Source organism: Arthrobacter sp. NPDC056727, from assembly GCF_042790555.1.
GTDB lineage: Bacteria > Actinomycetota > Actinomycetes > Actinomycetales > Micrococcaceae > Arthrobacter.
The window spans coordinates 127,312-149,530 of record NZ_JBHTZA010000014.1 but is presented as its reverse complement, the minus strand read 5'-3'; the positions used below and the strand labels follow the sequence as shown (position 1 = coordinate 149,530).

At 68.3% G+C, this 22,219-nt stretch carries 15 protein-coding genes; 9 read left to right on the top strand and 6 right to left on the bottom strand.

Annotated elements, in window-relative coordinates; all coding sequences use genetic code 11:
- Positions 1–135: 135 nt before the first annotated feature.
- The gene (locus ACFRAH_RS15430) at positions 136–2,643 is read right to left on the bottom strand and encodes a beta-glucosidase (protein ID WP_377991777.1); all 2,508 of its coding nucleotides are present in this window, start codon (positions 2,641–2,643) and stop codon (positions 136–138) included.
- Positions 2,644–3,921, bottom strand: coding sequence for an MFS transporter (locus ACFRAH_RS15425; protein ID WP_377991776.1), 1,278 nt, complete (start codon positions 3,919–3,921; stop codon positions 2,644–2,646).
- Between the two features lie 131 nt (positions 3,922–4,052).
- Here ACFRAH_RS15425 and ACFRAH_RS15420 point away from each other — a divergent pair, with 131 nt between their 5' ends.
- Positions 4,053–4,643, top strand: coding sequence for a TetR/AcrR family transcriptional regulator (locus ACFRAH_RS15420; RefSeq protein ID WP_377991775.1), 591 nt, complete (start codon positions 4,053–4,055; stop codon positions 4,641–4,643).
- A gap of 91 nt (positions 4,644–4,734) precedes the next feature.
- Here ACFRAH_RS15420 and ACFRAH_RS15415 read toward each other — a convergent pair whose 3' ends face one another.
- The gene (locus ACFRAH_RS15415; protein ID WP_377991774.1) at positions 4,735–5,748 is read right to left on the bottom strand and encodes a LacI family DNA-binding transcriptional regulator; all 1,014 of its coding nucleotides are present in this window, start codon (positions 5,746–5,748) and stop codon (positions 4,735–4,737) included.
- 217 nt (positions 5,749–5,965) lie between these two features.
- On the opposite strand from ACFRAH_RS15415, the gene ACFRAH_RS15410 reads away from it, so the two are divergent.
- From ACFRAH_RS15410 to ACFRAH_RS15395, 4 genes are read left to right on the top strand one after another with little or no spacing between them, the layout of a single operon-like run.
- Positions 5,966–7,372, top strand: a complete 1,407-nt coding sequence (locus ACFRAH_RS15410) for a Gfo/Idh/MocA family protein (protein WP_377991773.1) — start codon at positions 5,966–5,968, stop codon at positions 7,370–7,372.
- A 21-nt stretch (positions 7,373–7,393) separates the two neighbouring features.
- Positions 7,394–8,362, top strand: coding sequence for an NAD-dependent epimerase/dehydratase family protein (locus ACFRAH_RS15405; RefSeq protein ID WP_377991772.1), 969 nt, complete (start codon positions 7,394–7,396; stop codon positions 8,360–8,362).
- Complete coding sequence (locus ACFRAH_RS15400) at positions 8,359–9,264, top strand: 5-dehydro-4-deoxyglucarate dehydratase (protein WP_377991771.1); 906 nt, start codon at positions 8,359–8,361, stop codon at positions 9,262–9,264. Before ACFRAH_RS15405 ends, ACFRAH_RS15400 begins: the two co-directional genes overlap by 4 nt.
- The gene (locus ACFRAH_RS15395; RefSeq protein WP_377991770.1) at positions 9,264–10,397 is read left to right on the top strand and encodes a mandelate racemase/muconate lactonizing enzyme family protein; all 1,134 of its coding nucleotides are present in this window, start codon (positions 9,264–9,266) and stop codon (positions 10,395–10,397) included. Before ACFRAH_RS15400 ends, ACFRAH_RS15395 begins: the two co-directional genes overlap by 1 nt.
- Before the next feature lie 57 nt (positions 10,398–10,454).
- Here the strand turns inward: ACFRAH_RS15395 and ACFRAH_RS15390 are convergent, their stop codons facing one another.
- Positions 10,455–11,570 carry a M24 family metallopeptidase gene (locus ACFRAH_RS15390; protein ID WP_377991769.1) on the bottom strand — a complete coding sequence of 372 codons (1,116 nt, stop codon included), beginning with the start codon at positions 11,568–11,570 and terminating at the stop codon, positions 10,455–10,457.
- Positions 11,567–13,642, bottom strand: coding sequence for a DUF6807 family protein (locus ACFRAH_RS15385; RefSeq protein ID WP_377991783.1), 2,076 nt, complete (start codon positions 13,640–13,642; stop codon positions 11,567–11,569). Before ACFRAH_RS15385 ends, ACFRAH_RS15390 begins: the two co-directional genes overlap by 4 nt.
- Positions 13,643–15,106: 1,464 nt before the next feature.
- Between ACFRAH_RS15385 and ACFRAH_RS15380 the strand changes: the two genes are divergently transcribed.
- The 3 genes from ACFRAH_RS15380 to ACFRAH_RS15370 all read left to right on the top strand — a co-directional run bounded on the left by ACFRAH_RS15380 (position 15,107) and on the right by ACFRAH_RS15370 (position 18,500).
- The gene (locus tag ACFRAH_RS15380) at positions 15,107–16,051 is read left to right on the top strand and encodes a carbohydrate ABC transporter permease (RefSeq protein ID WP_377991768.1); all 945 of its coding nucleotides are present in this window, start codon (positions 15,107–15,109) and stop codon (positions 16,049–16,051) included.
- The gene (locus ACFRAH_RS15375; RefSeq protein ID WP_377991767.1) at positions 16,044–17,015 is read left to right on the top strand and encodes a carbohydrate ABC transporter permease; all 972 of its coding nucleotides are present in this window, start codon (positions 16,044–16,046) and stop codon (positions 17,013–17,015) included. The genes ACFRAH_RS15380 and ACFRAH_RS15375 overlap by 8 nt, the downstream gene beginning before the upstream one ends.
- A 141-nt stretch (positions 17,016–17,156) precedes the next feature.
- The gene (locus ACFRAH_RS15370) at positions 17,157–18,500 is read left to right on the top strand and encodes an ABC transporter substrate-binding protein (protein WP_377991766.1); all 1,344 of its coding nucleotides are present in this window, start codon (positions 17,157–17,159) and stop codon (positions 18,498–18,500) included.
- Between the two features lie 160 nt (positions 18,501–18,660).
- Here ACFRAH_RS15370 and ACFRAH_RS15365 read toward each other — a convergent pair whose 3' ends face one another.
- Complete coding sequence (locus ACFRAH_RS15365) at positions 18,661–20,676, bottom strand: beta-galactosidase (protein WP_377991765.1); 2,016 nt, start codon at positions 20,674–20,676, stop codon at positions 18,661–18,663.
- A 244-nt stretch (positions 20,677–20,920) separates the two neighbouring features.
- Here ACFRAH_RS15365 and ACFRAH_RS15360 point away from each other — a divergent pair, with 244 nt between their 5' ends.
- Positions 20,921–22,201 carry an ABC transporter substrate-binding protein gene (locus ACFRAH_RS15360; protein WP_377991764.1) on the top strand — a complete coding sequence of 427 codons (1,281 nt, stop codon included), beginning with the start codon at positions 20,921–20,923 and terminating at the stop codon, positions 22,199–22,201.
- The last annotated feature ends 18 nt before the right edge of the window (positions 22,202–22,219 follow it).

Sequence of the window (22,219 nt, the reverse complement as noted above, 5' to 3'; positions counted from 1 at the left end):
GCCAACCCTCAACCTAGACACCCCAGCCAACCGACTCACCCAGCTGCTACAAGCGGCATAAACCCACGCGTTGCACGCACCCATTGAATTTGCCGGCGTTTAACCCGCGATATCTGGACAAAAACTCCAAGGGGTTTAGCGGACCTCGACCTCCAGCGTCTGGAAGTCGTCGGCCGCGTGCCGCCCGACCAGCAGGCGGAAGGAGCCGCGCTCGACCTGCCAGCCGCCGTCGTAATGTTCAAAGGCGCGGGCCGGGATCCGCACCTCGACCGTGCCCGTGCCGCCCGCTGCCAGGTGCGTTCCGGCGTAGCCGGCCAGCCAGCGGACCGGGCGCTCAACCGCTGAGTCCTCACGGGACACATAGACCTGGATCACTTCGCGCCCGGTGCGGGTGCCGGTGTTCCGGACGGGGACGTGCACCGCGATGTCCTGGCCGGCAGGAACTGACTGCGGCGCGTGCGCGGTGCCGAGGTCGAACGTGGTGTAGCCGAGGCCGAAGCCGAACGGCAGCAGCGGCGCGGCGCCGCCTGCGGCCTGCTGCTTGAGCCAGGCCCGGTAGCCGACGTGGATGCCCTCGCTGTAGACCACCTTGCCGTCAACGGGCGTGGTGTTCAGGACGGGAACGTCCTCGAGCGCCGCCGGCCAGGTGGTGGGCAGCCGGCCGCCGGGCTCTTCGTTGCCGAGCAGGATGTCCGCCACGGCGGTGCCGAACTCCTGTCCGCCGAACCAGCCCAGCAGCACCGAGCCGACCTTCTCCAGCCACGGCATGAGCACGGGTGAGCCGGAGTTGACCACCACGACGGTGCGCGGGTTGACCGCGGCCACGGCCTCGACCAGCTCGTTCTGGTGGCCGGGGAGGTCCAGGTCCTTGCGGTCAAAGCCCTCGGATTCGATCGCGGCGTTAGTGCCCACCACGACGACGGCGACATCGGCCGTGCGCGCCGTCTCGACGGCCGCCCGGATCTCGGCCTGGGGGTCGGCGACGATGGCTTCCTCGCCGAGCAGGATGGCCGTGAGCGGAATCTCCTGCTGCTGCGGCAGCTGGTACAGGGCGTCGATGGCGAACCGCTGGCCGGCGGCGGCCTCGAAGGCGTGGATGGTCTGGGGCGGGTCGAACAGGGCAGCGCCCAGGACGTCGGTGTCGTCCTCCAGCTCCCCGGTGAAGACCACGGTCCCGTCGATGGAGAGGGCGATCTGGCCCACCGTTCCCACGCCCAGGTAGCGGACGCCGGCCGTGTCCGCTGTCCACTCGGTCTGCATGCGGATGGCCGCCGTGCCCTCGGGGATGCCGACGCCGAACCAGATCAGGTGCGAAGCCAGCCGGTCCTCACCCGAGATCTCCGTTCCGTCGGCGGCCAGGAAGGTGACGCGCATGCCGGGCACGCCGCTGACCGGGTTGCGCAGGGCCTTCCGGGCGAACGGCTGCAGCCCCTCGGCCACCTTGGCGCCGCGGGCGTAGGTGACGGTGACGTCGTCGGGCAGTGCCTTGCGCAGGCCCTCCAGCGGCGAGACGGTGTACTTGGGCATGACGGTGGCGCTGCCGCCGCCCTGGGTGCGGGCTTCCTCTGCGTTGTGGCCGATGACTGCTACGTTGCCGAGGGCCTTGGCGTCGAGCGGGAGCAGGCCGCCGTCGTTGCGCACCAGCACCGCGCCGCGCACTGCCACTTCGCGGGCCACCCGGGCGCCGTCGAGCTCGGCAGGGAAATCGGTGACGGCGGGTTCGAAGCCCGCCAGCGAGCCGACCCTGGCGGCGAGGCGCAGGATGCGGGTCACCTTTTCCAGGATCGCGCCGCGGCTGACGCGGCCGTCCTCGACGGCGGCGAGGAGCTTGGCGCCCCAGTGGCCCACCGGTCCGGGCATTTCGAGGTCCTGATGGGCGTTGGCGGCCTCCACCGAACGGACGCCGGTCCAGTCCGAGACCACGACGCCGTCGAAGCCCCATTCGGTGGACAGCGGGGTTTCCAGGAGCGTGTTCTCGCTGGCCGTGGTGCCGTTGATGGAGTTGTAGGAGCTCATGACCAGCCACGCCCGGGCCTCGGTGACGGCGTCCTCGAACGCGGCGAGGTAGAGCTCGCGCAGCGGCCGTTCGTCGACGACGGAATCGGCGGTGAAGCGGTCGGTTTCGGCCTCGTTGGCGAGGTAGTGCTTGGGGGTGGCGCCCACGCCCATGGACTGCACGCCGGAAACGTAGCCGGCGGCCAGGGTGGCGGTGAGCCGCGGATCCTCGCTCATGCATTCGAAGTGGCGGCCGCCCAGCGGGGAGCGGTGCAGGTTGATGGTGGGGCCGAGGACGGCGTGGACGCCCTTGCGGCGGGCCTCCTGGCCCAGCACCTGGCCGTAGCGGCGGGCGGTGTCCATGCTCCAGGTGGCGGAAAGGGCGGACGACGACGGCAGGGAGATTGAGTCGTGCCGCTCATCGAAGTCTTCGCCCCGGACACCGGCAGGGCCGTCGGACAGCACGATCCGGCTCAGGCCGATCTCCGGCAGGGCATGGGTGGACCAGACGTCGGCGCCGGTCAGCAGTTGGATCTGCTGTTCCAAGGGGAGGCTTGCGGCCAGTTCGCGCAGGCGCGCCTCGGCTTCCTCCGGCAGCAGTCCGGTGTCCACCTGGGCGGTCTTGTGTGCGGACAGGGTGGGGTTCATTTACTTGACTCCTTTGATGCGGGTGACGAGGAGGGCGCCGATGATGCCGACGACGGCTCCGCCGAGGAAGAGGGCGGGGTAGCCGCCAAGGGCGATGACCGGGAAAGCGACAGCGGGCACGATTGACTGGGGGAGCGCCTGGGCGATGTTGAAGACCCCGAAAGTTTTGGCATTCTCGGTCTGGTTGCTCGGCAGCAGGTCGGCGATGAGCGCCACGTCGACGGCGCCGAAGCAGCCCAGGCCGAGGCCCACGATCGCCTGGCCCACGAGGACCTGGTCCGTGCCGGGGCTCATGGCGATGACGATCAGGCCGGCCATGATGATGAGGCTGGAGGCGATGACCAGGGTCTTGCGCTTGCCGATCCGGTCGCTGATCCAGCCGCCCAGGATGCTGGTGACCATGGTTCCGGCCGAGCTGACCAGGGTGGCCTGGAAGACCAGGGAGGCGATGCTCTCCTCGGCCACATGGAGCTGGTCGGCAAAGAAGTACGGCAGGTAGAGCAGGCCGGCGCAGTAGCCCACGTAGACCATGAACTTGGTGAGCCAGGCCCAGCCGAGGCCGGGGTGCAGACGGGGGTCGAAGTAGAAGGACCCCAGGATTTCCCTGAGGTTAAGGGGCGCCGGCCGCTCGGTGAGCACGCGGTCCTTGAACGTGAAGGCGAAGGCGATGGCCAGAGAGGTCCCCACGACGCCGGGGACCACCGCCATCTGGAAGGCGTTGTCGAAGAGCTGCGCGAAGTACGCAGCGGCCACCAGGCCGACCGGCAGGGTCATGCCGATGAGGCCGGAGAGGCGGCCGCGCTCGGCGGGGGCGGCCTGGTCCGGGAGGGTGGCGACGAGTGCGGCCAGCGCGGCGTTGAATCCCAGTTGCGCCACCACCCAGGCAGCCAGCACGCCGGCCACATCCGCGGCGAGGCCCAGGAAGAAGAGCGCTCCGAGTCCGATCAGGGCGCCGCCGACAATCCACGGTTTGCGCATGCCGAACCGGGACGTGGTGCGGTCGCTCAGGCGTCCGAAGAACGGGTTGGCCAGCAGGGCGATGACGGCCCCGGCGCCGGCCACGAGGCTCAGCGCTCCGGCCCGGGTTTCCGGGGTGGTGATCTCGGAGACCTTGATGGCGAGGACCACGAGGGCCGGCGCGAGCAGCGCCATCCAGAGCCCGGCGCTGGCGATGGGCATGCCGATGACATAGGCCCGTGGCGCCTTGAGGGACGGTCCTGCGGTTGGGGAAAGTACGGACGGAGCCGCGGTCTCCTCGGATAGGGATTCGATGGCCACATTGCCTCCTGACGAAAAGTGACCCACCGTTGGGCCTCGGAGAAAAGCGTAACCCCAAAAACCGAGTGTGACTAGGTTTTTTCGCATTGACGTTCGCCCGGTGGATCGCGGCCGTGAAATAAACTGGCGAAATGTCTCCATCAAAGCCCCGCGGGCAGTACGCCAAAGGCGCCGAACGCCGCGAGCAGATCATCCAGACCGCCACGGATGTCTTTGCCACCGAAGGCTTCGAGGGGACGGCCCTCAAGCGCGTGGCCGAGCTCGTGGGGGTCAGGGAAGCCACGCTCTTCCACTACTTCAGCGGCAAGCAGGAACTCCTGACGGCGGTGCTCGCCGAGCGCGACCGCCGCAGCAGGGAGATCGGCGGGCTGGCCGAGTTCGGACTGCCGGTATTGGCGTCCGTGGCGGAGCGGAACAGGCGGGAGCCGGGGCTTACCACGCTCTACGCTGTGGCGTCGGCAACGGCCAACGACCCCGGACACGCTTCCCACGGCTACTTCCAGGACCGGTATTCCCAGCTGGTCGAGGAGCTGGCGCTCGACATTGGCCGGCGCCAGGATGCGGGGGAGGTCCGGTCCGATGCCGGGGCGGAGTCACTCGCGCGGCTGGTCATCGCCGCCTTCGACGGCCTGCAGCTGCAGTGGCTGTACGACAAAAAGGTGGACATGGCCGGCGGCCTGACGGAGCTCGTCCAGGTGCTCCTGGCGCCGGCCAAGTCATAACGACAGGGCGTGGAGTTTTTGTCCACCTGTCGCGACTTAGAGGCCCTTTAGCGGCCATTATCTGTACAAAAACTCCACAGCGGCGGGGGAGCTACTTGGCGGCGGGGCCGGTGCTGCCGCGGATCTCAAGCCGCGGCTGGAAGGTGCTCTCCTCGTCCGGGGCCTCGGCGTTGCGGATCAGGGCCCGCAGGCTGTGCCACGCCCGTTCGCCGAGTTCCGTGATCGGCACCGCCGCGGTGGTAAGCGGCGGGGTGGTGTACCTGGCGAAGGGGATGTCGTCGAAGCCGGTGACGGAGATGTCCTCGGGGACGCGGACGCCGCGCTCGTGAAGTCCGCTGAGCAGTCCCATGGCCACGAGGTCGTTGAAGGCCAGGACGCCCGTGGCCCCGCTGGCCAGCACCTCGTCCACCGCTTCATGGCCGGTCTCGAAGCTGGACCCGCCCTCGAGCATCAGGAGGTCGACGCCGGGATTGGCTGCCCGGAACTTGTCCAGCCCGGCCATGCGGGCCCGGTTCGAGGCACTTCGGGCGGGGCCGGCGAGGAAGGCGATGCTGGTGTGTCCCAGGTCCACCAGATGCTCTGCAAGCTCCTGGACGCCCTGGCTGTAGTCCACCTCGAGGCTCGGCACGCGTGTTTCCGTGGTGCTGCGGTTGATCAGGACCATGGGGTGCAGTGACGGCGCCAGTTCCTCGAGTTCGGCGTCAGCCATACGCGGCGCGCAGAGCACCAGCCCGTCGCAGCGCCGCCGCGCCTCTCCGGCCAGAATCGCTTCCTCGCTGGAGACCTCCGAGGAGTCGGCGATCAGCACGCGGTAGCCGTCCTGGGCTGCGGCCATGCTCAGCCCCCGGAGTATGGCCTGGAATGTGGGGTTGGCGAGGTCGGGCACCACGATGCCGATGGTGTCGGTCTTGCCCAGGGCCAGGCTTCGGCCCACGGGGTTCGGCTGGTAGTTCAGTTCCGCGGCGGCGTCCCGCACCCGCTGGGCAATGGCCGGGTCCACGCTGAAGTTGCCGTTCATGACGCGGGAAACGGTGGCATGCGAGACTCCGGCTTTGATGGCGACGTCCGCGATGCCGATGCGCCGGGTGCCCGTTCTCCTGGCCATAACTTCCTTCCGTGTCCCTTGCCGCGTTCGCTGCCGCGGCGCATAACAACACCCCGCCTTAGCGCCACTTTCGGCTTTTCGAAAGATGGTTGACGCGCTCGCCGGTGTCTTGATACAAAGCTTATAACGTTTCGAGAAAACGCTTTCTCAGGATTCTTCCTTCATGTGGGCAGCGCGTCAAGCGGCCCGCCTACCGCCTTTGGAAAGGGGCCCACCCATGGTCAATGTCGACACCGCCCGGCAGCAGGAAGCGGAGGCCGCCGCAGCAACGAAGCGGGCCCGCATCGCGCTGATCGGCACCGGCGGCCGTTCGGAGATGTACATCCGCGCGATCCTCGGCCAGCATGCGGATGTGGCCCGGCTGGTGGCTCTCTCGGACGCAAATCCGGGCCGTGTGGAGTACTACCAGCGGCTCATCCAGGAACTCGGCGCAGAGGCACCGGCCGACTCCTTCGAACCCGGCAACCTGACCGAATACATCAGGGCCAACGCGATCGACCGCGTCATCGTCACCACCCCCGACTACACCCACGCGGACTACATCGTCGAGGCACTCGAGGCCGGCGCCGACGTCGTCGTTGAAAAGCCGCTGACCATCGACGCCGAGGGCTGCCGCCGCATCACCTCGGCCGTTGCGGCCACCGGCCGCAACGTTGTGGTCACCTTCAACTACCGCTACTCGCCCCGGAACAGCGCGCTGAAGCAGGTCATCCAGGACGGGGTGATCGGCAAGGTCACGTCCATCGACTTCAGCTGGGTTCTGGACACCGTCCACGGCGCCGACTACTTCCGCCGCTGGCACCGTGACAAGCAGAACTCCGGCGGCCTGCTCATCCACAAGGCCTCCCACCACTTCGACCTGGTGAACTGGTGGATCGACGACGTGCCGGAGCGGGTATACGCGTCCGGCGGGCTGCGGTTCTACGGCGCCAGGAACGCCGCGGAGCGCGGCCTCGGCCCCCGCCCCGAACGCGGCACCACAGAGGGCAGCGCCCCGGAAGCACGGGACCCCTTCGCCCTGGACCTCCGCGAAGACGAGCGGCTCCGCGGGCTGTACTACGACAACGAGAAGTTCGACGGCTACCACCGGGACCAGGACGTCTTCACCGAGGGCATCACCATCGAGGACAACCTGGCGCTCACCGTGGACTATGAAAAAGGTCCCACGCTCAGCTACTCGCTGAACGCCCACAGCCCGTGGGAGGGCTACCGGGTCGCCGTCAACGGCACTGAAGGACGGGCCGAGCTGGAGGTGGTGGAACGTGCCGCCGTCGTCCACAGCACCGACAAGAAAACCGTGGTGGACCCCTCCGCCACGCCGGTCGAGGAGGACGACGCCGTCCGCCGCAACGGGGAACGCCTGGTGGTCCAACGCCACTGGGAGCCCGCCTACGAGGTGCCCATCGTCAACGGCGAGGGCGGCCACGGCGGCGGCGACAACCTCCTGCTCTCGGACCTCTTCAACGGCCCGGCCGAGGACCCGCTGGGACGGCCCTCCGGCTACCTGGACGGGCTGCGCTCCGTGTCCGTCGGGATCGCGGGCAACGCGTCGCTGGAAACCGAACTCCCCGTCCGCATCAGCGAGCTTGGCCTGGGCGTGGAACTGCGCCGCGGCCGGGCCTGACCAGAGCAGGAAACAACACCCATGAGCAGAATTCTTGTCACCGGCGGTGCCGGGCGCCTGGGCCGCAGCGTGGTCGCCGGCCTCGCCGAAGCGGGCCACGACGTGGTCTCGGCGGACCGGGACGCCGTCCCGGCCGGCACGTTCCCGGCCGGCGTCCAACAGGAAACCGCGGACCTGCTGGCCCCGGGTGAGGCGTTCCGCCTCCTGGAACGCACAGCGCCCGACGCCGTCATCCACCTTGCTGCTATTGCCGTGCCTTTCAGCGCACCCGAGGATGTCATCTTCAGCACGAACACCCGTCTCGCCTTCGCGGTGGTCAGTGCGGCCACGGAACTCGGTATCGGCAAGATCGTCACGGCCAGCAGCCCCACTGTCCTGGGCTATGGCTCGCCCGCCGGCTGGCTGCCGGAGTCTTTTCCGGTGGACGAGGACACCACGCCGCGGCCCTGGAACGCCTACGCACTGTCCAAGCTGATCGCCGAACAGACGGTGCAGATGTTCGCCGCGGCCCAGGGCGGCCGCATCCGCTATGCGGCCTTCCGGCCCTGCTACGTCATCTCGCCGGAAGAATGGGACGGCGCCCCCACGCAGCAGGGGCACACCGTCCGCGAAAGGCTCGCCGACCCGGCGCTGTCCGCACCGGCCCTCTTCAACTACGTGGACGCCCGCGACGTGGCGGACTTCCTGGATGTGCTCCTGCGGAACATGGACACCATCCCCAACGGCGAGACGTTCTTCGTGGGCGCCGCCGACGCGCTGGCCACCGAACCGCTGGCCACGCTGCTGCCCCGGTTCGTTCCAGGCAGCGCCGGGCTCGCCGCCGGACTCTCCGGCACCAGCCCCGCCTTTTCCATCGCCAAAGCCCAGCGGCTGCTCGGCTGGGAACCCAAACGCACCTGGCGCACCGAACTCGCCGGGGACGCCCTGGTCGGCGCCGCCACGGGACCCGCCGCGGCATCTTCCGCCACAGGATCACAGGAGACCAAATGAAACTCGACGGCGTACTCTTCTTTCCCGTCACCCCCTTCGGCCCCGACGGCGCAGTGGACGTTGAGGTCCTGAAGGAACACATCGCCTCGCGCCTGGAGCACCGTCCCGGCGGTGTGTTCCCGGCCTGCGGAACCGGCGAATTCCATGCGCTGAGCATCGACGAGGTGCGCACTGTGGTGACCGCCGCCGTCGAAACCGTCCACGGCCAGGTGCCGGTCATCGCCGGCGCCGGTGGCCCCCTGGGCCACGCGCTTGCCGCTGCCCGCGTGGCGGAGGAAGCGGGTGCCGACGCCCTGCTGGTCCTGCCGCCGTACCTGGTCAGCGGGCCAACCGACGGTGTGGTGGCCTACGTCGAGGCGGTGGCCGGTGCCAGCAGCCTTCCGGTGATCGTGTACCACCGCGGCACGGCCAAATTCACTGCAAAGGCCATCGCGCAGCTCGCCGGCAACCCCAATGTGATCGGCTTCAAGGACGGCATCGGCGACGTCGGACTGGCCCAGGAGATCGTCTCCGCCGTCAAAGCCAGCGGCCGTGAGGACTTCCTGCTCTTCAACGGGCTGCTGACCGCCGAACTGACGCAGGGCGCCTACCGCGGACTGGGCATCCCCCTGTATTCCTCGGCCGCGTTCGCCATGGCACCGGAAATCGCCACCGCCTACTATGACGCCTACGCCGGCGGCGACGAGGACCGCCGGCAGGCACTGCTCGACGGTTTCTACGCGCCCCTGGTGCGCCTCCGGGACCAGACGCCGGGCTTCGGCGTCTCCCTCATCAAGGCCGGGCTGCGCCTCAACGGACTGGCGGTCGGTCCGGTCCGGCCCCCGCTGGTTGACCCCACGGAGGACCAGCTCGTGGAGCTCAAGGCGATCCTGGCCAAGGGCCACGAGCTGGCAGGCCGCTGATGACGGCCAGGATCACCGGGCTGCACACGCGCCTGATCACGGTGCCGCTGCGGCGCAGCTGGGGAGCGGACGCCCCGGAGAACCACGTCATCGCCACCAGCCTTTTTACGGACGACGGCGGCGCGGGGCACGGTTTTTCCTGGACGCCCACCATTGGACCGCAGGCGGTCAAGGCCCTGCTGGATCACGACATCGCCCCGTTCATTACCGGACTGGACGCGAATCCGGACGTGGTGTGGGACCAGCTCTGGAAGCGCCTGCATGAGGCGGGCGGCGGCGGGCTGACCACCATCGCGATGGCCGGCGTCGACCTCGCCCTCTGGGACCTGGCAGCGCGCAGCGCGGGGGCGTCCTTGGCCGGGCTGCTGGGCCAGCGGCAGGAATCGGTGGAGGTCTACGGCTCCGGCGTGAACCTGCACTACACCCTGGACGAGCTGGTGGCGCAGACCGAACGGTGGGTGGCCGCCGGCCACCAGGCCGTGAAGATCAAGGTGGGCAAGCCGGATGTGGCCGAGGACGCCGAACGCGTGGCCGCGGTCCGGTCCGTGCTTGGCCCGGACCGCCGGCTGATGATCGACGCGAACCAGCGCTGGGACCTGCCCGCTGCCCTCCGCGCGTTGGAGGTGCTGGGCCAGTTCGGCCTTGACTGGCTGGAGGAACCGCTGCGCGCCGACGACCTTTCGGCCTACCGCCGCCTGCGGAAGCAATCGCCGGTGCCCATCGCCCTGGGCGAGAACGTCCACACCATCTACCGTTTCCGGGACTTCATCGAGGCGGAGGCGGTGGACATCATCCAGCCCAACATCATCCGGGTGGGCGGCATCACGCCGTTCCGGCGCATCGTTGAGCTGGCCCGGGCCAACAGCATCCGGGTGGCGCCGCACCTGCTGCCCGAGCTGTCCGGGCAGCTCGCCCTGACCCTTGCCGAGGCCGTGAGCGTGGAGGACGTGGAGGACGCCTCCTTCGAGCAGCTGGGCATCCTGGCCGGCCCGTCGCCGGTCCGGATCCGCGACAGCCGCCTCTACAGCGCGGACCTGCCGGGCCTCGGGTTCAGCTTCGCTGCAGCACCCACCCCCGAACCGCGGGACCGTGCCTTCGACCTGCCGGCGGATCCGGCGTTCCGGCTCTCGTAGGGCCACAGCAAAAGAGGGCGTCCCCGGGCCAGGGAACGCCCTCTTTGCCGTTTACGGCTACAACTGCAGGGTCAGCGGCCGGGGGAGGCCGTTGACGTCAGCCGCCGGCCACCGCGGATCCAGCGTCAGGACGCTGGTGCCCGCCGCCGTCAGCTGTACCGTGTCCTCGATCTTGACGCCCGGGCCCGACGGATTCCACGTGAAGGTCTGGTTGGGCACCACGGCGTCGTCCGTGGCGGCGGTGGCGCGGGGATCACGGCCCGCGTAGCCGGCCGGGCCGCCCTGGTGGTGCCGCGTCCACTGGTCGGCGCCGAAGCCGTGCCGGGCATAGGCTGCCTGGATCCCGGCGAAGATGCCGCCGAGCCGCGCACCCGGAACCGTGGCCGCGAAAATGTCCGCCTCAACTGCCGCGATGCGTGCCTCGGCGTCCCGCTCTTCTGGCGTGCCGGCGTCGAACCGCACCCACCGGGTCACGTTGGCCACCAGGCCGTGCCGCCGCGCGCAGACCACGGCCATGGCCCGCCGCCCCAAGGGCGCGTGGGTGGCAAGCGGGTGCCGGAAGGCGCTGCGCGAGCTGCCGCTGCACAGCAGGACCAGGGGCTCAGCGCCGGCCTCGACGATCCGTGCGGCCAGGGCGGCCGCCACCTCGAACTCCGTGGTGTCCGGCGTCGCACCGGACAGGGCGTCGGTCATGGCGCGGGCGGCATCGGCGCACAGCCGCGCGTACCGGGCGCTCTCACCGGGCAGCATGGGCTGGCGGGCGGCCCGCAGTTCAGCGGCCACGGACTTCTCAGCCAGCGGCGCGCTTAAGCTCAGCTTGCCGACGGCGTCGGTCAGCTGTCCGTGCCAGGGAACCGTGTGAAGTTCGACGCCGGGCGGCAGCTCTTCGGCGCCGAGGCGTTCCGCCTCGTTGTTGAAGGTGATGAGGTGGTCGCCGGCACGGTCCACGAGGAGCGCCGCGATCGGGTCTCCCGCCAGGCTGATGTGCATGCGGCTGCCGTCGAGGTACCACGTCAGGGCGGTGTGGCTGGTCAGGAGCAGGGTGTCCTGGCCCTTTTCGTCCAGGATGTCCAGGACCCGTTGCCGTTTGGCGGCGCGGTCGTCCGGGTTGCCGGGCAGGCTGATGTCCTCGGGTGCTGTGGTCTTGAACAGGGCGGGTGCAGGAACGTTCATGTGGTTTTCCCCAAAGAGTCGGTGAATTGTGCAATGTCTGTGGTGCTCAGGATTCCGTCGGCGATCAGCACCGTGACGGTGCGCCGGACCGGGCTGTCAGCTGTGGCGAGGACAGGCGTGTCCCACGCGAGCGACAGCCCGACGCCCGGGTACCCGGCGAGCCGCACGAACCACGGATCAGGTGCCTGCGGTGCAGCGAGGAACACCAGGGTGGCTGCCTTGCCGGTCCCGGACGTTCCCGCCGCCCCGAACACTCCGCTGCAGGCCAGCCACGGGGCCGCGGTCCCGTGCACGGCGTCCTCGCCTTCGGCAGCATCCGTCCAGAGCCGCGCGGTGGTGACGGGCGGCAGGCGCCAGAAAAAGCCGCCGTAGCCTCCGTTTTCGCGGCCGTTGGAGCCCGGGCTGCCGAGCGCCACCGGTTCCGCACCGGCAGGTGAAAGTTCAAAGTGGAGGCGCAACTTCCACGCGGACAGGCCGACCGGGTCATACCGCCAGTGCCGCTGTTCGGACAGCACCGGCGTGCCGTCGGGGCCGAGCCAGCGCAGCGTCTGGTCCAGCGTTCCGGGGGACTCGGCCGCGTCCGTGATTTCGATGCGGCCGTGGTCGTCCTGCCAGACGTAGCCGCCGGCCTTGCGCGTGTAGGTCCGGCCGCCCCAGAAGTTCACGCCGGCCACGTCCTGGATGGCGACGCCGGCGCCCAGGTGCCAGACGTGGTCCGCGGGCAGGTGGTCCGTGACGACCGTGCCCGCGAATGTCCTGACCGGGTGCAGGTAAGGGCGGGGGGATGAGGTCGGTGTGATGCGGCTTCCGTCCTGCAGCCAGGCAACGGGGCGGCCGTCAACCGCAAGGGACGGGGCTGCCGGTTCCGGCCGGGCCCAGGGCAGCGCGAGCTCGGCGAACGTGGACTGCGAAAGTATGGCCCGCTGCAGCGCGGCCCCGATGCCGTGCACCACCGGGTGGGCGTCGTCGCCCCCGCCTTCCCAGTTAATGCAGGCCGCCGGTATCTCCCGTGGCGGCTCCGCGGTGCGGACCGCTTCGAGGACGGTCATGTAGGCGCCGGCAGCGGAGAGCGGGCTGAGGAGCCGGGGGCCGCCGTCGTCAGCGGTGTTGCCGCAAGCGCGGGCGGCCAGGAGATTCTCCAGCAGGTCAGTCCGTCCGAACGTCCGCGTGCTGGTGCCGCCGGCGGTTTCCAGGACCAGCCTGTCCTCGGTGTAGAAGAATTCCGCCTTGCCGAGCGTGCCGAGGATTGTCACCGACGGCGCGGACTGTTCGGCCGCGCAGAGGGTCAGGGCACAGGTCAGCACCCGTCCGGCCGATGTGCGGACCCGGATCACCGACGTGTCGTCGCTCTCCGTGTTGTGGGCCCGGTACAGGTCGGCCTCCACCGACCCGACGTCCTGCGCCCCGGCCGCGCCGGCGATCCGCAGCCCGGTCGCGACCGCATGGGCCAGGGCGTTCGTGGCCACGCCGTCCACGACGTCGGTGCCGTCCAGGCTGCGCCGGCCGGCCCAGCGCGAGCGCTTGAAGTAGCCAACGCTCCGCACCCACGCCCCGGTGGCGCCGATCCCGCGGATGCGGCCAATGACCCCCGACTCCATCAGTCCGGCGATCTCCGGCAGCGCCTCCGAGCCCAGGCTCTGGAACCCCACCTGGACCAGCCGGCCTGCCGCCTCGGCCGCGGCCAGCACCTCCTCGAACTGGGCCAGGGACGCCATGGGCGGCTTCTCCACGTAGACGTCGGCGCCCGCGGCAATGGCAGCAAGGGCCAGCGGGGCGTGGGTCTGGATGGGCGTCGCCAGGATGACAACATCCGGTGCGGTTCCCGCTGCCAGCAGCTCGTCCAGGGTGGGGAACACCTTCACAGCGGAACCCAACGTCCCGTCGGCCGGGGGCCGCGGATCGGCGACGGCGACCAGCTGGGCCAGCTGACGATCTTCCAGCCGCCGGAGATTGTCCAGGTGCCGGGCGCCGTAGCCGTGCACGCCCACCAGCGCGATGCGGGGGAGCGCAGTACCTGCCGGTGCGGAGGCCTGAAGGCCGGCGGCGAGGAACGCCGCTGCCTCCTCCTGCATCCCGCGGGTGAACACATGCCCGCCGGGCCAAAAGCTCCCGGTGTACCGCCCGGCCGGATGCAGGGCACCCAGGCCCGCATCGGCGTCGTGCATTCCCTGTTCCGGGAACAGCTCGTCGGCTGACGCATACTGGACCAGCAGGCTGGCCGCCGAGGAGCGCGCGGTGAGTTCCGGCCAGTCGCCCAGGCGGGCGAGGCCGGGCGTCTGCAGCAGCCACGAATGTGCGTCCAGGTGCGCGGGAAACAGGGAGCCGAAGGTGGCCATCATGCAGGTCACAACGTGGCTGTGCACCAGCGGGCTGAGGGCGGCGAGGATCAGTGACCTGCCGCCCCCGCCGGAGAAGCCGGCGCAGCCGAGCCTGCCGGCGTCCACGCCCGGAAGCCCGGCGAGCACGTGCAGCGCCGCGAGGTCGTCGTGCGCCACCATCCCGGCGAAGCTGGTGCCCAGCATGCCCGCGGCCTTGGCCACGGTGTCCTCGTGGGCGGCGGCCGCGGCGTCGTACAGTTCCGCGGCGGACGGTTCGACGCCGGCCTCCCGCCACTGTGCCTTCCGGCCGTCGACGGCGGCGGCCGTCCGAAGGGGAGGGGCGTCGAGGTCGAAGCCTCTGCTGCCCCACGAGAAGGCGTCATGGGCGAGCACGGCGAAACCCTGCGACGCCAGCCAGGTTGCGAACGGCCGGCCCTCATACAGCCGGTCCCGGAGCGGGTCCGTGGCGCTTCCCGCCGTCGGGCTGTCCACCAGCCGTGCGGCACCGGTGGACTTGATGCCGGCGTGGCAGTGCAGGGCCAGGACGCCGGGCAGGGGACCGGCGGCGTGCGCGGGCCGGATGAACCAGGCAGTGGTCCGGGGGCCGAAGCCCAGCTGCCAGCTCAAGCGGGACGTCGTGACGCCGCCCCTTGTGTCCTCCCGCTCGACGGTGACGGCGGTCCCGGCAGCGATGCCGGGAACGCCGAGGGCGTCCGCCAGTTCCTGGCTCCGGCTGTCCGCCGCCCGGTAGCGCGGGGCGGCGGCCATGAAGCCGGGCCAGTCCCCATAGCCGCCGATCGCGCTGGGCCGGACCGTAACAGACTGCGTGTTTCCCGGTGCGGAAGTCATGAAAACGCCCTTCGTGGTCTCAACATCTTCGTCCTGCCTTTCGCAGTCCGCGGGCAGCGGCGGGTGCCGGCGCCCGCCGTCGTCGGCGTTCACAAGTTCTCAGCGTTTGCAAGTCGGAAAACGCTTTCTCAAAAATTAGCAAAGGGGTGTACAGCGGTCAAGAAACCGTTTACTTTGGTACGGAGCCGCCGTTGCCTGGACCGCATTCAGGCCTTATCGGGAGCACCTTCGGCGGCACCAGCCGCCCGGCTGCATCAAGCCGCAGGCAAGTACCAATCCGTGGATGGCCACGATGACCAAAGGAGACCACATGGCCGCACAGCAGAACGCGGGGACGCCAGGCGCCCCTGTCGACGTCGGGGGGAACCAGTGAGCGCCATCGGCGAACTGTCGTCGATATCCCGGCGCAAGGGACCGGTGACCGAAGAGGAGAAGCGGGCCAACAGGCGCGACAACAAGGCGGCCTACGTGTTCCTCCTGCCGTGGCTGATAGGGCTCGTGGTCATCACGGTCGGCCCCATGCTCATGTCGCTGTATCTCGCCTTCACTGACTACAACCTCCTGCAGCCGCCGGAATGGACGGGCCTGGACAACTTCACCAGGATGCTCGGCGACGCCCGGCTGCACAACTCGCTCCGGGTCACCTTCACCTACGTGCTGGTCGGTGTTCCGCTGCAGCTGGCAGTCGCGCTGCTGATCGCACTGGTCCTGGACAAGGGCCTCCGCGGGCTGCCCTTCTACCGCTCGGTGTTCTACCTCCCGTCGCTCCTGGGCGGGTCGGTCGCCGTCGCCATCCTGTGGAAGCAGATCTTTGGCACCACCGGCCTCGTCAACCAGGTCCTGGCGATGTTCGGCATCACCGGACCCGGCTGGATCTCGGATCCCAGCACGTCGCTCAGCACCATCATCCTGCTGCACGTCTGGACGTTCGGCAGCCCAATGATCATCTTCCTTGCCGGCCTGCGCCAGATTCCCAACATGTACTACGAGGCGGCGGAGGTGGACGGTGCCACCACCCTGCAGAAGTTCTGGCGGATCACGCTTCCCATGCTGAGCCCCATCATCTTCTTCAACCTGGTGCTGCAGATCATCGGCTCCTTCCAGTCCTTCACGCAGGCCTTTATCGTCTCGGGCGGCAACGGCGGACCCTCGGACTCCACCATGTTCTTCACGCTGTACCTCTACCAAAAAGGCTTCGGTCAGTTCGACATGGGGTACGCCTCGGCCATGGCATGGTTCCTCCTGGTGATCATCGGCGCCTTCACCGCCATCAACTTCATCGCTTCAAAGTATTGGGTGTTCTACGATGACTAAACTTCAGACGATGCCGGCCCCGGAGCACGAGCAGGGCACGGGCGGAAAACTTCCCGGAAACAGGAACCGTGGCAGTGGGTCCCGGGGCAGGGCCGGCCGGCCGCGGGAGTCACGCGGCACCCTGGCGTTCAGCCGCAGCGCCCGCATCAAGGCGCTGGCCAAGCACGCGCTGTTGATCATCACCGGCGGGATCATGATCTACCCGCTGCTGTGGATGGTGGTGTCCTCGCTGCGGCCCAACGACCTGATCTTCCGCGAGCCCGGACTGTGGCTGAACAGCCTGGACATGAGCAACTACACGAGCGGCTGGTCCGCCCTGAGCCACCCGTTCGGCCACTACATGCTCAACTCCGCCATCGTGGTGATCGGCTCCATCCTGGGCAACCTGATCTCGTGCTCCATGGCCGCCTACGCCTTCGCCCGGCTGCAGTTCAGCGGCAAGAAGCTGTTCTTCGGCATCATGCTCCTGACCATCATGCTGCCGTTCCACGTGATCATCGTGCCGCAGTACATCCTCTTCTCCCAGATCGGCTGGGTTAACACTTTCTGGCCTCTGATTGTCCCCAAGCTGCTGGCCACGGACGCCTTCTTCGTGTTCCTCATGGTCCAGTTCATCCGGGGCATCCCCAAGGAGCTGGACGAAGCGGCCAGGATCGACGGCGCCGGCCACCCCCGCATCTTCCTGCGGGTTATCCTGCCCCTGATGGTGCCGGCGCTCGCCACCACCACGATTTTCACCTTCATCTGGACCTGGAACGACTTCTTCGGGGCCCTGATCTACCTGACCGACCCCGACATGTTCACCGTGCCCGTCGCGCTCCGCGCCTTCGTCGACTCGCAGTCGGCCACCAGTTGGGGTTCGCTGTTCGCGATGTCCATCGTGTCCCTGCTGCCGGTCTTCCTGGTGTTCCTCTTCGGCCAGCGTTTCCTCATTAAGGGCATCGCCACCACCGGCATCAAATAACCTGTCCGCCGGAAAAATTATCTTGTAATACAAGCTGCCTACTTATAAGCTAAGTGAAGCAGAAAGCGCTTTCCCAACACTCTGGTTCCAGAGTTCGATTCTCAGCCCGCTTCCAGGATCAAAGAAGATCGGAGTACCCCTGTGCCACTCTTTACCCGGCCCGCATCGGCCGCCGCATCCGCGAAACCCGCCGCAAAACGCCGTCTCCGCGCCACCGGCGCCGTGGCTGCTGCCGCTGCCGCCGTCCTCGCGCTGAGCGCCTGCGGCGGACCCGCCCAGTCCAGCGCAGACGGCAAGGTTGAACTGCGGTTCTCCTGGTGGGGCGGCGACAAGCGCGCCCAGGTCACCCAGGCCGCCATCGCAGCATTCGAGAAGGAAAACCCGAACATCAGGATTAAGGCCGAATACGGCGACTGGAGCGGCTACTGGGACAAGCTCGCCACCCAGGTTGCCGCCAACGATGCCCCGGACATCATCCAGATGGACGAGAAGTACATCACCGAGTACTCCTCCCGCGGGGCGCTGCTGGATCTTTCCAAGTACGGCATCGACACGTCCAAGCTGGACGAGGCGGCCCTGAATGCCGGCAAGAACGACGACGGCCTGACAGGGATCGCGGCAGGCATCAACGCGGCGACCATCCTGGCCAACCCGGCGGTTTTCAAGGCCGCCGGCGTGGCGCTTCCGGATGACAAGACCTGGACCTGGGAGGACTTCGAGCGCATCTCCGCAGAGGTCACCGCCAAGTCTCCCAAGGGAACGTACGGCGCCGCGGCCTACGGCACCGACGAGGCCTCACTCGGGGTCTGGCTCCGGCAGAACGGCAAGTCCCTCTACACCGCGGACGGCAAGCTCGGATTCGAGCCGTCGGACATCGCCGGCTGGTGGGACTTCCTCAAGCAGCTGAGCGAGAAGAAGGCCGTTCCCTCGGCCTCCGAGGTCGTCGAGGCTGAAGCCGCCCCGCTGGACCAGAGCGGCCTTGCCACCGGCAAGAACGGGCTGGCCTTCTGGTGGTCCAACCAGCTGCCCGCACTGGAGAAGGCGGCCGGAAGTGAGCTGCAGGTGCTCAGGTTTCCCTCCAAGACGGGCAAAGCGGCCGACACCAAGCTCTGGTACAAGGCCTCCCAGTTCTGGTCCGCGTCCTCGCGCACCAAGCACCCCGAAGAGGTTGCCAAGTTCATTAACTTCCTGGCCAACGACACGAAGGCCGGCGAGGTCCTGCTGGCAGACCGCGGCGTCTATCCCAACTCCGAGGTCCGGGCCGCCATCCAGTCCAAGCTGACTCCCGCCGACGTCAAGGTGGTCAAGTTCATTGACCAGATCAAGGGGGAACTCGGCGAGGCCCCGGCGCCGCCGCCGAAGGGGGCGGGCGCCATCCAGGAGATCATCAAGCGCTACAGCTCCGAGGTGCTGTTCAACAGGCTCTCCACCCAGGACGCCGGCACCAAGGCCGTGGACGAAATGAAGTCCGCAATCAGCAGCTAGCTCCGTCCGGAAAAACCCCGGGCCGTCTCCCTGAGGAGGCTGCCCGGGGTTTCTTTGTGTGGGGGTTTTCTGCGGGAGCGGGCGTGGAGTTTTTGTGCACGTATCGCGACTTCAGGGGCCTTTTGCGGCCATTATCTGTACAAAAACTCCACGGTAACGCTCAGTCCTCGGCGATCACCGCCGCCGCGCCGCCGGGAAGCATGCCGCCGAAACGGCCGCCGCCCAACAGGTCCTCGCCGTCGGCCTTTACCGCCGCATACTCCCGGCCGTGGTTGATGGCGAAGAGGAAGCGCCGGCCGTCGGCCGTGACCCGCCGGGTGAGTTCGACGCCGGCAGCGGCCTCAGCGGCGGCCGCCACTCCCGCTTCGGCCAGGAGCTTGTCCAGGAGGTTTTCGATGCCGTCGCGGTCCGGGAGCGTTGCCAGGTACCAGGCGGCGCCGCTGCCGGCGGTTCGCCGGGTCAGCGCAGGGACGTCGTCGAGCGGATAGCCGGTGAAGGTGGCCAGGGTTTCCGCGCCCTCGGCGTGGACGTGCTCGCTCCAGACCCGGCCCGTGGTGCCGTCATTCAGGGAAACCTTGTAATCCTCGAGCAGCGGGTGGAACTCCTCCGTCCGGATTCCCAGCAGGTCCCGGAAGGCGCCCGGGTAGCCGCCCGGCCGGATGTGGTCGCGTTCGTCGACGATGCCGCTGAAGTAGCTGACCAGCACCGTGGCGCCGGCTTCGGCAGCGCCGGCGATGTTGGCCGCGGCGGCGTCGGTGACGCAGTACAGGGTGCACACCAGTACCAGGCCGTATCCCGTGAGGTCCGCGGCGGGATGGACGAAGTCCACGCTGACGCCGCGCAGGAACAGCGAGCGGTGGAATTCGCGGATCAGGTCGAGGTACTTCACATCCACGCTCGGATGCGAGTCGAGTTCGCTGGCCCACCACGCCTCGTAGTCAAAGACGATGGCCACCCGGGATTCCACGGTGGACCCCTTGACGGCACCGAGCCTGCCGAGGGCCTCGCCCAGGGCCACCACCTCCCGCCACACCCGGGTCTCGCGGCCGCCGTGCGGCACCATGGCCGAGTGGAATTTCTCGGCGCCGGCAACGCTCTGCCGCCACTGGAAGAACATGACGGCGTCGGCGCCGCGGGCCACGTGCGCCAGCGAATTGCGCAGCATCTCGCCGGGCAGCTTCGGCTGGTTGCGCGGCTGCCAGTTCACGGCCGACGTCGAATGCTCCATCAGGATCCATGGCCGGTTGCCCGCGACGCCGCGCGTGAGGTCCGCGCTGAACGCCAGTTCGATTTCCCGCTCCGGGTCTGCGGCCACCAGGTAGTGGTCGTTGGCCACCACGTCCAGGTCCTTGGCCCAGTCGAAGTAGTCCAGGGACTTGGTGGCGCTGGAAACCATGAGGTTGGTGGTGGCCGGAACATCCGGCGTCACCTCCCGGATCACCGCCAGGAGGCTGCGGTAGTAGTCCATCAGCGCCCACGAACTGAACCGCTGGAAGTCCAGCCGCTGCGTCGGGTTGAGGGTGGTGGGGGCGGCCCGCGGCGGAATGACCTCCTCGAACGAGGCATAGTGCTGGGACCAGAACGCCGTGCCCCAGGCCTCGTTCAGCGCCTCGACGCTGCCGTACCGCCGCTCCAGCCAGCGCCGGAACGCCGCAGCGTCCTCTTCGCCGTAAAACTCTGAAACGTGGCAGCCCAGCTCGTTGTCCACGTGCCACAGCGCCAGGGCCGGGTGGTCCTTGTACCGTTCGGCCAGCTTCCGGGTGATGCCCGCGGCATACCGGCGGTAAACAGCGGACGACGGCGAGTAGTGCCGCCGGGAGCCACGTTCCAGGACGGTGCCCTCCGCCGTTACCGGCAGGACCTCCGGATGCTTCCGCACCAGCCAGGCCGGGGGAGCCGCCGTTGCCGTGGCGAGGGCAACCTTGATGCCTGCACCGGCCAGGTTATCCAGCACCTCGTCCAGCCAGCCAAAGTCGTATTCCCCTTCGCGCGGCTCCAGGAGCGCCCAGGAAAAGATGGCCACGCTGAGGAGGGTCACGCCGGCCTCCTTCATGAGGCCGATGTCCTCCAGCCGCACGTGGGCTGGCCACTGCTCCGGGTTGTAGTCGCCGCCGAATGCCAGACCGGGGCCGCTGTTCCAGGCGGGAGGTTGAGTCGAGGCTTCTTGCGCTGGCATGGGGCTCCTTGTCGTTGCGGGATGCGTGGCGGCTGGAACGGGAAGTTTGGAAAACGCTTGCCGAGGGTGGTTGTTGTGGCTATTGTATCGATTCAGAGGTCGTGTAATCCAGATCATGACACGCAGTTGACGAAGTTTTCTGACAAAGGTCTGCGCCCATTGAGCAACAGCTGGGCACCCCATTTGAGCACCAACATCAGAGCACCAATTTTTTGAGCACCATTTCTTGAGCAAGGAGGCTCCCATGATCAGCAGAAGGAATTTTCTTACCGCGGTGGCGGCAGGAACGGTGTCCGCCGCTGCCCTGGCCGCGTGCGGCGCGCCGGCAGGCAAGACAGGCACCGCTGACAACCCGGTGACCATCACCTACACGTGGTGGGGCAATGACGACCGGGCCGAGCGCACCCGCAAGGCCATCGCCCTGTTTGAACAGAAGAATCCGGACGTCAAGGTCAACGGCAACTTCACGGACTTCGCCGGCTACTGGCAGAAGCGCGCCACCGAGGCCGCCGGCGGCGGGCTCCCGGATGTCATGCAGTGGGACCTGTCCTACCTGCGCGACTACGCCCAGCGCAACCAGCTCCTGGACCTCGGCACCGTCAAGATCAACACCGACGCCTTCGACAAGACCCTGCTGCCGTCCGGCCAGATCCGCGGGAAGACCTACGGCATCCCCACCAGCACCAATGCCTTCGCCGTCTACTACGACCCCGCCAAGCTGAAGGAGATCGGCGTGGCGGAGCCGGCCGGCGCCTGGACCTACGCCGAGTACAAGGCCTGGCTCGCCAAGATCGGGCAGGCCGGGGGCGGGAAGTACTTCGGCGCCTCCGACTTCACCGGCATCTGGTGGCAGTTCAACATCTGGCTGCGGCAGAAGGGCATCGACGCCTTCACCGGAGACGGCAAGCTGGGCTTCAGCAAGGACGATCTTCGCGCCTGGCTGAACCTGAACTCGGACCTCCGCGGCACCAACGCCGTGGTTCCGGCGGACCGCAGCGCCCAGCTCAAGCCCAAGAGCCCGTTCGGCGCCAACGTCACCGTCTCGGAGAACACCTGGGACAACTTCATGGCCGGATACCTCAAGGACACCGGGGCCAAGCAGCTCAAGCTCGTGCCCGTCCCGTCGGATGATCCGGACAACCTGGGCCTGTTCCTCAAGCCCTCGATGCTGATGGTGGCCAGCTCCAAGACGAAGAACAAGGACGCGGCCGCCCGCTTCATCGACTTCATGGTCAACGACCCCGGGGTCGGCGACATCTTCAAGACCTCCCGCGGCGTGCCCGCTTCCAGGACGCAGCGGGACGGCACCACCTTCGACGGCACCGACAAGGCCGTGGTGGACTACGAAACCTCGATCGGCAAGTACCTCAAGGACGCCCCGGAACCCCCGATCGTGGGCTTCGGCACCCTCGAGACCGCGTTCCTGCGGATCAACGAGGACCTGAACTACGGCAAGTTCACCGTGGACGGCGCCGTGGACCAGTGGTTCAAGGAAGCCGAAGACGTCATCAAACAGAACGCGTAGCGCACGCGCCGAAGACCT

Coding starts and splice junctions, on each gene's coding strand:
- ACFRAH_RS15390 (WP_377991769.1), bottom strand. CDS start 11,570: ATGAACGTTCCTGCACCCGCCCTGTTCAAGACCACAGCACCCGAGGAC.
- ACFRAH_RS15360 (WP_377991764.1), top strand. CDS start 20,921: ATGATCAGCAGAAGGAATTTTCTTACCGCGGTGGCGGCAGGAACGGTG.
- ACFRAH_RS15420 (WP_377991775.1), top strand. CDS start 4,053: ATGTCTCCATCAAAGCCCCGCGGGCAGTACGCCAAAGGCGCCGAACGC.
- ACFRAH_RS15430 (WP_377991777.1), bottom strand. CDS start 2,643: ATGAACCCCACCCTGTCCGCACACAAGACCGCCCAGGTGGACACCGGA.
- ACFRAH_RS15385 (WP_377991783.1), bottom strand. CDS start 13,642: ATGCAGGAGGAGGCAGCGGCGTTCCTCGCCGCCGGCCTTCAGGCCTCC.
- ACFRAH_RS15405 (WP_377991772.1), top strand. CDS start 7,394: ATGAGCAGAATTCTTGTCACCGGCGGTGCCGGGCGCCTGGGCCGCAGC.
- ACFRAH_RS15365 (WP_377991765.1), bottom strand. CDS start 20,676: ATGCCAGCGCAAGAAGCCTCGACTCAACCTCCCGCCTGGAACAGCGGC.
- ACFRAH_RS15415 (WP_377991774.1), bottom strand. CDS start 5,748: ATGGCCAGGAGAACGGGCACCCGGCGCATCGGCATCGCGGACGTCGCC.
- ACFRAH_RS15375 (WP_377991767.1), top strand. CDS start 16,044: ATGACTAAACTTCAGACGATGCCGGCCCCGGAGCACGAGCAGGGCACG.
- ACFRAH_RS15400 (WP_377991771.1), top strand. CDS start 8,359: ATGAAACTCGACGGCGTACTCTTCTTTCCCGTCACCCCCTTCGGCCCC.
- ACFRAH_RS15410 (WP_377991773.1), top strand. CDS start 5,966: ATGGTCAATGTCGACACCGCCCGGCAGCAGGAAGCGGAGGCCGCCGCA.
- ACFRAH_RS15395 (WP_377991770.1), top strand. CDS start 9,264: ATGACGGCCAGGATCACCGGGCTGCACACGCGCCTGATCACGGTGCCG.